Source organism: Streptomyces sp. BR123, from assembly GCF_013401435.1.
Classification (GTDB): Bacteria; Actinomycetota; Actinomycetes; order Streptomycetales; family Streptomycetaceae; genus Streptomyces.
Window position 1 is genome coordinate 1 of record NZ_JACBGN010000249.1, and the last position, 10,520, is coordinate 10,520.

The window sequence follows — 10,520 nt, forward strand, 5'->3', positions numbered from 1 at the left end:
CCCCCTCCCCGCGTCCCCGGTTCCGGCCCCCGGGCGGGGGATCGACATCGCCGCGCTCGTCGCGGCCGGGCTCGCGGAGGTCGAACGCAACGAGCGCGCGACCGCCGCCGCCCGCCAGCAGGCCCGCCCCACCCTGCTGGAGCGGATCACCCGCCGGCACCTGCGTCCCGCCCACCTGGCCAGCGTCCACATCCGCCGCGCCGCCGCCGTGCTCGCCACCGCCGGATGGTGCCGGGGCGAACTCACCGACGCCAGCGGACGGCACTGCATCCTCGGCGCGCTCCAGGCCGTCGCCGCCGAAGCCGACACCGCGCTGCGCTCCCACGTCCACATCCGCGCCGCGATGACCGACCCGGCCCCCTACGCCCGCCCCTCCGGCGCGTACCTCGCCCGGCTCGACGCCGAGGCCCGCGCCCAGGGCCTGGACCCCGCCGATGTACGCCGCCGCCACGACATCGCGGTCGCCAACAACATCGGCCAGCTCACCGTCGGCGCCGTCCTCGAGCTCCTGGAACGCGCCGCGGCCATCGCCGAATCGGCTGGCGACTGACCTGTCCGCTTTCCCGCAGACCATGACCGCTCGCTGACCCGACCGAGACGAGGAACCATGAACACCGCCTACACGCCCGACCCGAGCCGGCCCCACCTGGTGCCGCTCGGCACCGACCCGGACAGCGGTGCCCCGGTCTTCCTGGACTGGGAGACCACCCCGAACCTGACGATCGCGGCCAAGCCCGGCTACGGCACCACCTCCCTGATCCGCCTGATCGCCGCGCACACCGTCGCCACCGGCGGCACCGCCACCGTCATCGACGGCTGGAACGTCGAATACGAGGAGCTCGCCGGCGTCCCCGGCCTCGACATCGCCTACGAGCCGCCGGAGATCGAGGACGTCGTCCGCTCGTACATCGGAGACATCGAGGACCGGCTCCGCGCCGTCGCCGAGGACCCCGACCTGGTCGCAGACCGCAGGGTCCTGGCCGTCGACGGGCTCGCGACCCTGTGGCACAACGCGAAGCAGGACGAGGACCACGACCTGCTGTGGGCGCTGACCGACCTCAAGCGGATCGTGCTGACCGGCCGCGCCGCGGGCGTCCACCTGGTCACCGACATCGACGCCGCCATCGCCGTGCAGCTGCTGGACGAGTTGCTGAGGTCGGCCACCGCGACCCTCACGCTCGGCACCGCCGACCACGACCTGGCCCGCCTGCTGGGCACCGACCCGCTGCTGGCCCGCCCCCGCGCGGGTTCGGCGATCTGGCGCACCCCCGGAGACCAGGGCCGCCGACTCGACCTCGCCCACCTCACCGCCGAGCAGGCCCACGCGCTCGCCCTCGGCACCCTCCACCGCTGACCCGCAACCACACCAACCCCGACTGAAAGAAGGGCACTCCATGACCAGCACCCGCATCCCCCAGGCGCACAACCACGACCACCTGGCCCTGGGCACGGACCTCGACACCGGCGAGGACGTCACCCTCGACCTGGGCCAGCACCCGCACCTGCTGACCGCCGGATGGACCGGAGGCGGCGTCTCCTCCCTCCTGCGCCGCGTCGCCGCGCACGCCCTCGCCGGCGGCGCCACCGTCACCGTTATCGACCCCAAGGGGGCCTCCTTCGAGACCCTGGCCGACCTGCCGGGTCTCACCCTCGGCTGCTCCCCGGCCGAGATCGCCGAGGAGATCGCCGCCTTCCACGCCGAGACGATGCGCCGTTACACCTCCGGCGAAGCGGGCCCGCGGCGGCTCCTGGTCGTCGACGAACTCCAGCAGATCCTGGCCCGGGTTCACGGCGGAGGCCACGCCAAGCTGGACGCCGCCGTCCGCCTGCTGCGGCCCATCGTGCTGGCCGGCAGCCGCGTCGGCTGCCACCTCGCCGTCGACGCCAACCTCGACGCGCTCACCTGGTTCGGCCTCGGCGACCGGGACGTCCTGCGCCACGTGGCCACCGTCGCCATGGGCCGACCCAGCCGCGCGATCCTCTCCCGCCTCGGCATCGACCCCGCCCTGACGAGCGGCGAACGCGGGACCGGCGTCCTGCGCCTGCCCGGCGGCAAGGGCCGCCGCCTGGCCATCGGCTACCTCGCCGACGCCGACCTGCGCGCCCTCGCGCTCGGAGTTGTCCACAACTGACCTGCGGCGGAGGCGGAAATCCTCGTCCCGCGTCCACAGGCCCTGCATGTTCCACTCGCGCTTCCGCCGGGACCACCCGGTCCCGGCGGCCAACCGAAAGGCACCGACTCGTGAGCGACGTGAACAACACCCTCGACGCCGTGCAGATCGCCGCGCACGGGATGGCCATGGACCTCGCCGACGTCCTGGTACGCGGCCACCTCAAGGAACACCCGTCCCTGATCGCCTTCCGGCTCGGCGTCGTCACGGGCGCCGTCGACCAGGTGCGCACCGCCGTCAAGGCCGAGTTGGCCTCCGGCCGCTGGCCGCGGCTGGCCGCGGACCCCGCTGCCGAGCACGAGCGCGACCGCGCCGCCTTCGCCGGACACCACTGCGACTGCCCGTACTGCCCGCACGCCCTCTGACCGCCGGAACCCAGACAGCACGACGGGGCGCGCCCACCGCCAGCAAGCAAGAGAGCGCGCCCCGTCCACACCCCGAAGGGATAGACCGAGATGACCACACAGACCCTCGCGGGCGCAACCGGCGCCCCCGACCGGCCGCCGACCAGCTCCTGGTGCGCCGAGTGCGACGGCCGGCCCTGCCAGAGCGTGGAGGCGTTTCCCGCGGGAAACCCGCGCGCGCTGAGCGACGCCGACCGCCTGGCCGCGACCACCGGCTGTGGTGCGCACGTTCACTTCGCCGCCCGCGGCGACCAGTTCGTCGTCGTCCTGCCGATCACGGGGGTGGCGGCATGATGACCGCCCACCGCTTCGGTGGCTGCCGCGGCCGCATCAGCCTCGCCACCACCAGCGCGGCCACCGTGGACGCCGAGCGCGACATCGACTGGATCGCCGTCGAACTCGCCGTCCACGGCGAGCTCCCGGCGCAGCTGAACCGGGCCGAGCAGATCGAGACCGCCCGCCTCCTGACCGCGAAGGGCATGGGCCCGACCGAGGTCGGCCTCTACCTCGGCGTCACCAAGGGCACGATCCGGGCCTGGCGCGACAAGGGCTGGAAGGTCAGCCCCGCCGGCCGCTCCCGGAAGGCGGTGCGGTGATGGCCCTCAAGACCGCGACCTGCCTCCTGGCCGCCTGCGACGAGTGCGGGCAGGTGCTGGAGCACCCCGACGGCGGCGAGATCCACTTCGGCACCGAGGCGCAGGCCCGCGAGACGGCCCTGACCTACGCGTGGCAGGAGCTCCCCGGCGGCCGGCTCGTCTGCGACGCGGACGAGCACCAGGGCCTCCTGGAGGAACACGGCCGCCTCCAGCCCGGACCCGGCGCCATGACCCTCACCTTCGACGCCGAGACGGACCCGGAGGTGTGGCTGTGAGCGGCTACCGGCACGACAGCGACGTCATCAACGCGATGGACTGGTTCTGCGGCGCGGGCGGATCCTCCCAGGGCATCGACGCCGTTCCCGGCGTACGCGTGACGCGGGCGGCGAACCACTGGGACCCGGCGATCGAGTCCCACGCCCTCAACTTCCCCCACGCCGACCACTGGAAGGGCGACATCCGCCAGGCCCCGGTCGAGAAGTGGCCCGTCGCCCAGGTCTTCTGGGCCTCCCCGGAGTGCCCGAAGTGGACCAACGCCCGCGGCAAGAAGCGCGACTTCGACACCGCGCAGGAGGAGCTTCCCGGCTTCGAGAAGCCGCGTGACCCGGCGGACGAACGCTCCCGCGCGCTGATGGAGGAGGTCCCGATGTACCTGCGCGGGGTCCAGGAGCGCGGCGGCCTGGTCCTGGCCGGGATCGTCGAGAACGTCATCGACTGCCGGGCCTGGATCGAGTGGGACCGCTGGCTGGGCGAGCTCCACAAGCTCGGCTATGCCACCAAGACGATCGCCCTGAACTCGATGCACGCCCAGCCGCGCACGCTCCTTCGGGCCCCGCAGTCCCGCGACCGCCTCTACGTCGCCTACTGGCACCGCTCCCTCGGCCGCACCCCGGACTGGAACAAGTGGCTGCGGCCGACCGCTTGGTGCTCGGGCTGCGAGCAGGTCGTCCGCGCCATGCAGGTCTTCAAGAAGCCCGGCGCCGACATGGGCCGCTACGGCATCCGCTCGGGCCAGTACGTGTACCGGTGCCCGAGCACCTCCTGCCGCAACCAGATCGTGGAGCCGGAGGTCCTGCCCGCGCTCGCCGCGATCGACTGGACGATCCCCGGCACGCCGATCGGCGACCGGCCGCGCACGGCGGACGCCCCCGAGGGCCTCAAGCCCAAGACCATCGCCCGCATCCGCGCCGGCCTGGAGCGCTTCAGCCAGCCGGTGATGGTGCCCTCCGGCGGGACGTGGCGGGACGCGGCGACGCCGGTGGCCGCGCCGATGCCGACCCGCACGACGCGGGAGAACGACGCGCTCGCGGTGCCGCCGCTGCTGATCCCCTCCGAGGGCCGCGACGGCAAGGAAGCCTCCCCGGCACACCGCCCACTGCGCACCCAGACCGCCCGGAACGAGACCGGCCTGGCGTGGCTGCCGCCCGGCGTCTTCGAGCCCTTCGTCACCCCCGTGCGCGGGGGAGGGGACTCCGAGCGGGCCCGGCCGCTGTCGGTTCCGCTGCACGCGGTCACCGCGGGCGGCAACCACCACGGCCTGGTCACCCCGCCCGGCATCTCCGGCGAGGACCTCCAGACGCTGCTGGTGCCGTACTACGGCAACGGCAACGCCGTCCCCGCCACCTCCCCGGTCGGCGCCTTCACCACGCGCGACCGGTGGGCGCTGGTGCAGTCCCTCGCCGACATCGACATCCAGGACGTCCTCTACCGGATGCTCGAGCCCCACGAGATCGGCCGCGGCATGGCCTTCGCCGACGACTACCAGCTGGCCGCGCGCAGCAAGCGCGACCGGGTCCGGCTCCTGGGCAACGCCGTGACCCCGCCGGTCGCCGAGATCCTCGTCTCCGCGCTGGCCGAGGCCATCACCGGCACCGAGCTGGAGCTGACGGCATGAGCGACCAGCTGCGCTCCTGGCGCTGGGACCGCGAGGACCGGGCCGCGAACAGGCAGGCCCTCGAAGTCCACCGCCACGGCCACGTCATCCGCTGCGATCACCGCGGGCTCCTCATCGACGGCGAACGCATCGACACCACCCCGGTGTACATGCCGGTCCCCGTCCCCAAGGGCGAGCCCGAGCCCGTCGCCTTCGAGCTCGGCGACGACGGCCGGCTCTTCTACCGCGGCCAGCTCAAGGCCGTCCTCGCCCCGCCCGCGCCCGGCACGTACGGGCCCGGCCCGATCGACCTCCACCCCGGCCAGACCCCCTCCCCGCGTCCGCAGTCCTCTGGAAGGAGCACCGCCGCATGAAGCTCACCCTCACCACCGAGACCCTGACCGACGCCCTGCGCCTGGTCGGCCGCCGCATCCCCGCCCGGCCCGCAGCACCGACCGCAGCCGGGCTCCAGCTGACTGCTGACGGCCAGCAGCTGAGCCTCACCGCCTCCGGCGAGCCCACCCTCGCGGTGCGCACCGCCGTCCCGGCGTCCGTGCACGTGGCCGGCACCGGCGTCCTGCCCGGCCGGATGCTCACCGCCATCGCCCGCACCCTCCCCGCCAAGGCCCCGCTCGACATCACCGTCGAGACCGGCATCGCGCACTTCGCCTTCGGCGCGAGCAGCATCGCCGTTCCCCTCCTGGACGGCGACTACCCGGCGATGCCCGACCTGCCCAGGACCGTCGGGACGGTCGGCGGCCGGGAGTTCGCGGCGGCCGTCAACCAGGTCGCCGTCACCGTCGGGACCGACGACACGCTGCCCATGCTCATGGGCATCCGCGTCGAACTGGTCGGCCACGAACTGCGGCTCTCCTCCACCGATCGGCACCGCGCCTCTTTCCGGTCCATCCCCATCGAGCGGACCGCCCGCCGGGCCCCCTCCCAGGTCTGCGTCGTCCCGGGCAAGGCGCTGCGCGCCACGGCCGCCGACCTCAGGCACGCCGAGACCGTGACCATCGGCCTGCCCGCGGCCGAGGGACAGCGGTTCTCCGTGTCGACGCCCGGCATGACCGTCGCCCACACGCCGCTGGAGGCCAGCCACTACCCGGACCTCGGCAAGCTCACCCCGAAGACGTTCGCGACCACCGCCGTCCTGAACCGCATGGCACTGGTCGAAGTGGTGCGCCGCGCCGTCGCCGTGGCGGGCGACTACGTCCCGGTCTGCCTCACCATCCAGCCCGGCGCCCCCGTCGTCGTCGCGGGCGGATCCTGCTACGAGGCGCGGACCCGGGACGAGCTGGACGCCCGCTCCGTCAAGGGCGAGCCGATCCGCCTGGCCCTCAGCCCGACGTACCTGCTCGGCGGCCTGAGGGCCCTCAAGTCCCGCACCGTGCAGCTGAGTCTGACCCGCCCGGACCGGCCCGTCCTGCTCCACACGCCCGGCTCGGGCCGGGACGCGTTGTGCTACCTGCTGATGCCGGTACGCCAGCACTCGGACGCGCCGACGCCCAACTGACCCCCGTGGCAGGCCCGGTCGTCCAAGGCGGCCGGGCCCGCCCTTCCTGAGTACGGCTGTTACTGAATTTGCAAGGAGTGGTGTGTCGTGTCCCGCGTGTCGCCGAAATCCGGTACGGTCATCGTCAGCAGATTTTCATTGCTGAGTCTGGAGGATCACGGTGGCCGCAACTCCGCGTACTCCTCGGAAGGTTCCGCCGCAGGGCGTGACCTCGACGGAGATCGCCCGCATGGCGGGCAACGTTTCACGTCCGTCGGTCTCCACGATCGTGAACATCGCCGGAGTGCCGGGGGCGAACGTGAGGCGGGGCATCTCCCCGAAGAACGCACAGAGGCTGGTGGCCGCGTTCTCGGCCGGCATGCTCACGGAGAAGCTCGCCCGTTCGATCGCCGACGACCCGCACGCCGTGATCCGGGCCTGCGACGCGCTGCGCGAGGTCGTGGAGGAGATCGTCCGCGCGAAGGGCGAGGGATCGGGGGCCATAACGGCAGCCTGACCTCAGGTACGACAAAGGCCCGGTTCTCCTGGCAAGAAGTGTCCGGGCCCTCATCGCTGCAACAGGCGATCCGTCTGATCCACATCCCCGGGGCTGGTAACCCCGGATCTCGGCCTAGCAAGCCGTCTGTGGTTGGACGAGAACGCCCTTCGTCATTTGAGAGGGTACCCATGGCTTCGGCCATCCACTACATCAGCAGTTCAAATGTCCCGAATGTCACCCCGACCGTGTCCATCTCCGGCGGTGGTGCCCGATGACTTCCCCCACCACCCAGACCTCCGCTCAGGGCTCCCACGACCGGGTGAGCCTGGAGCGGTTCCTCGCCGCCCTGGAAGCGCACGACTGCAACCCGCGCCCGCGCGGTGACGGCCTGGACGCCCTGTGCCCCGTGCACGATGTGAACAGCCCCTCGCTCTCCGCCGACTGGAAGCCGCCGACCCACGACAAGGCCGGCCGAGTCGTCTTCGAGTGCAAGGGCGGCTGCGACCGCCGGGCCGTCATCGACGCCCTCGGCCTGAGCTGGGCCGACCTGTACGACGGCCTGTCCCCGGAGGCCCAGGCCAAGAGCGGAGCGAGGGGGACCTCCCTCCCGCGTCGCCGTACGTCCCCTGAAGCCGCGCCCACGTCGGCGCCGAGCCGTACGCCGGGCAAGGACGTCGCCAAGACCCGCAAGACCGCCCAGGCCCGCCTCAAGCAGGCCCTGGCCGGGCACACCCACACCTACGCCGAGACCACCCACACCTACACCGACGCCGACGGCAAGGTCCTGGCCCGGGTCCACCGGCACAAGTGCACCGACGCGGCCTGCCCGGACAAGAAGAAGGGCCGCCGCTTCGCCACCTCCTACCCCGACGGCAAGAACCCCCACCCGGGCCGCAAGCTCGGCGACTGGCTCGGCCTCTACAACCTCCCCCTCGTCGCCGCCGCCATCAAGGACGGCCGCACCATCCACGTCACAGAAGGCGAAGGGGACGCCGACGCGGTCACCGCGGCCGGAGGGGTCGGCACCTCGCATTCCAACGGCGCCGGGTCCTGGTCCAGCCAGCACACCGAGCAGCTGCGCGGCGCGCACGTCGTGGTCGTCGCCGACAACGACCTTCCCGGCTACCGCCACGCGGCCCACGTCGCCGACGAACTCCACGGCGTCGCCGCCTCCGTCCGTGTCGTCCGCGCGGCCGTCGACCTCGACGGCGCCGACGCCACCGACCACCTCCAGGCCGGTCACCCCCTCGACGATTTCGAGGACGTCGACCCCCTCACCCTGGAAGGCGCGCTCACCGAGCCGGCCGCCCCCGCCGCGGCGCCCGACCCGAAGAAGGCTCCCGAGAAGGACGCGGAGCCCAAGGGGAAGAAGGGCCCCAAGCGGCGCGGCCCCAAGCCCGCCGAGATCGAGCCGGCCAACCCCATCGCCATGTCGACCGGCCAGTGGCGCTACTCCCTCGGCGACGGCAGCGACGAGTTCGACCGGGGCGTCTACCGCCTCACCACCATCCGCGACCCCGAAAGCGGCGAACGCGTCGAAGTCTGGGAGTTCTCCTCCGTCCTGCCCTACGTGCTGGAGCAGCTGGTCGTCCGCGACGGCGCCGCCCGCCGCGCCCGCCACGACCTGCGCCTGACCATGTCCCTCGACGAGGGCGCCGAGATCGCCAAGTGCACCCCCGACCAGGTCAAGACTGGCGAGTGGGCGCAGATGCTGAACGTCCCGCTCTCCGCCGACGACAAGGTGCAGAAGGCCGTCCAGACCGCCATCAACGAGATCGCCGTCACCTACGCCCCGGAGCAGGAAGCCGTACCGCGCTGGGTCAACGACGACACCCTCGTCGTGCCCTCCGGCGACGTCGCCCCGCCCGGCTACTTCGTCGAAATCCTCTCCGAGGGCCGGGCCCGCACCAACTGGCAGAAGCTGCTGACCCTGGCCGCAGAGGAGGGCAACGAGCGCCTGGCCCTGATGATCGGCGCAGCCCTGGGAGGCATCTACCTCAGCCCCCTGGAGCGCCAGGGCTTCTGGGTTCTGGCGGTCGGCGGAGCCCGCCAGGGCAAGACCACCGGCATGGACGCCGCCGCCGCGATCTTCGGCAACCCCAAGTACGTCGTCACCGGCTGGAGCGTCAGCCCCATCGGCCTCCTGGAAAGCCTCGCAGCCCTCGGCATCATCACCGCGTTCCGCGACGAGCTCGGCGCCTCCGGCCTGACCGGCCCCAAGCTGGAGCAGACCATCTTCACCACCACCGACGGCGCCAAGCGCACCATCGGCCTGCGCGGAGGAGGCTCGCGCACCACCGCTGGATGGGAATCGGTCCTCTTCGCCACCGGCAACGTCTCCGTGACCGGCCGGATCACCAACGAGGGCATCGCCGCCCGCGTCGTGGAAATCCCCACCCCCATCGTCAAGGACGGCCAGACCGCCAAGCGCGTCAAGCAGCTCAGCTACCGCGCCTACGGCTGGCCGCTGCGCTGGCTGCTGACCGACCTGCGCCTGAACGACTTCCGCGCCGCCGTCGCTCAGGCCGAGGACGAGCTCGGCTGCGGTCAGGACGGCGTGACCTCCACCCTCGGCGAACACCTGGCCCTCGCCGTCGCGGGAGCCGGACGCCTGGAAGAGATGCTCGAAGTCACCGGCCTGCGCGACGCGGCCCTCCGCGCGGCCCAGGAACGCTTGGGCACCCTGACCATGGAACTGGAAGAACGCGGCGGCACCCCCGCCGACCGCCTCCTGGCCGCCGTCGTGCAGGCCGTGTCCTCCCGTCCCGGCGCGTTCCCCGACCTCGACCTCTACAAGCGGCACCTCCAGGGAGGCGAGGACGCCCCGATGCTGGCCGCGCGGGAACTCGAAGGCTTCTTCCTCACCCCGCAGCAGGTCGCGGTCTTCACCAACCAGATCAAGAACATCGCCACCGCCGCGAACATCGAAGACGCCCTGCTGGGCCTGCGCGACCTGCGCGACGACGGCCGGCTCATCGCGAACAACCGGCTACGCAACAAGGTCCGCACCGGCCGCACGACCGTCGACACCTACACCTTCGTCCTGCCCACCGGCGACGACACCGACGAAGACCCCACCCCGGGCACCGACGGCGGGGGCGGCGAAGGACCCGAGGACGACAGCGGCACGCCCCAGGGCGACGGCCCCGTCCAGGAGACCCTCGCCGACGAGCCCGACGCCAGCACCGACCCGCAGACCGGCCCCGCCCCCACCGCGCACGCAGAAGAGGAGGAGACCCCGATGGCCGTGCAGATGGACGACGTTCCCAGCGGCACCTGCGTACGGTGCGGCCACAACACCACCCACCAGACCGCCGACGGCGCCTGGGCCCACATGGAGATCCCCGGCGTCATGCGCTGCGACGTCGGCTACCTCGACCCCGCCATGCAGCACCTCAACGCCCAGGCCTTCCCCCACCTCGCCCAGCAGCCCGCACCCCCCGCCATGCCGTCAATCCCGACCCAGGGCGCCGCGCCCGAGC

The 10,520-nt window shown here is 72.7% G+C and carries 12 protein-coding genes; all 12 read left to right on the forward strand.

Annotated features, from left to right (window positions below; genetic code table 11):
- Positions 1-550: hypothetical protein (locus HYE82_RS28290; protein WP_179177010.1), on the forward strand; the 550-nt coding region annotated here is incomplete at its 5' end.
- A 57-nt stretch (positions 551-607) separates the two neighbouring features.
- A complete protein-coding gene (locus HYE82_RS28295) occupies positions 608-1,354 on the forward strand; it encodes a hypothetical protein (protein WP_179177011.1) in 747 nt (248 codons plus the stop codon).
- A gap of 40 nt (positions 1,355-1,394) precedes the next feature.
- Positions 1,395-2,132, forward strand: coding sequence for an FtsK/SpoIIIE domain-containing protein (locus HYE82_RS28300; protein WP_179177012.1), 738 nt, complete (start codon positions 1,395-1,397; stop codon positions 2,130-2,132).
- Positions 2,133-2,242: 110 nt separating this feature from the next.
- Positions 2,243-2,536 carry a hypothetical protein gene (locus HYE82_RS28305; protein WP_179177013.1) on the forward strand — a complete coding sequence of 98 codons (294 nt, stop codon included), beginning with the start codon at positions 2,243-2,245 and terminating at the stop codon, positions 2,534-2,536.
- A gap of 90 nt (positions 2,537-2,626) precedes the next feature.
- On the forward strand, positions 2,627-2,869 hold the full coding sequence (locus HYE82_RS28310) for a hypothetical protein (RefSeq protein WP_179177014.1): 243 nt from the start codon (positions 2,627-2,629) through the stop codon (positions 2,867-2,869).
- Positions 2,866-3,171: a hypothetical protein gene (locus tag HYE82_RS28315; protein WP_179177015.1), complete on the forward strand. Its 306-nt coding sequence runs from the start codon at positions 2,866-2,868 to the stop codon at positions 3,169-3,171. Before HYE82_RS28310 ends, HYE82_RS28315 begins: the two co-directional genes overlap by 4 nt.
- A complete protein-coding gene (locus tag HYE82_RS28320; RefSeq protein ID WP_179177016.1) occupies positions 3,171-3,446 on the forward strand; it encodes a hypothetical protein in 276 nt (91 codons plus the stop codon). The genes HYE82_RS28315 and HYE82_RS28320 overlap by 1 nt, the downstream gene beginning before the upstream one ends.
- The gene (locus HYE82_RS28325; RefSeq protein ID WP_309144475.1) at positions 3,443-5,065 is read left to right on the forward strand and encodes a DNA cytosine methyltransferase; all 1,623 of its coding nucleotides are present in this window, start codon (positions 3,443-3,445) and stop codon (positions 5,063-5,065) included. Before HYE82_RS28320 ends, HYE82_RS28325 begins: the two co-directional genes overlap by 4 nt.
- Positions 5,062-5,418 carry a hypothetical protein gene (locus tag HYE82_RS28330; RefSeq protein ID WP_179177017.1) on the forward strand — a complete coding sequence of 119 codons (357 nt, stop codon included), beginning with the start codon at positions 5,062-5,064 and terminating at the stop codon, positions 5,416-5,418. The genes HYE82_RS28325 and HYE82_RS28330 overlap by 4 nt, the downstream gene beginning before the upstream one ends.
- Positions 5,415-6,560, forward strand: coding sequence for a DNA polymerase III subunit beta (dnaN, locus tag HYE82_RS28335; protein ID WP_179177018.1), 1,146 nt, complete (start codon positions 5,415-5,417; stop codon positions 6,558-6,560). Before HYE82_RS28330 ends, dnaN begins: the two co-directional genes overlap by 4 nt.
- A 205-nt stretch (positions 6,561-6,765) precedes the next feature.
- On the forward strand, positions 6,766-7,056 hold the full coding sequence (locus HYE82_RS28340; protein WP_179177019.1) for a hypothetical protein: 291 nt from the start codon (positions 6,766-6,768) through the stop codon (positions 7,054-7,056).
- Between the two features lie 253 nt (positions 7,057-7,309).
- Positions 7,310-10,520 (forward strand): DUF927 domain-containing protein (locus HYE82_RS28345; protein ID WP_179177020.1); only part of this gene is annotated, 3,211 nt, incomplete at its 3' end.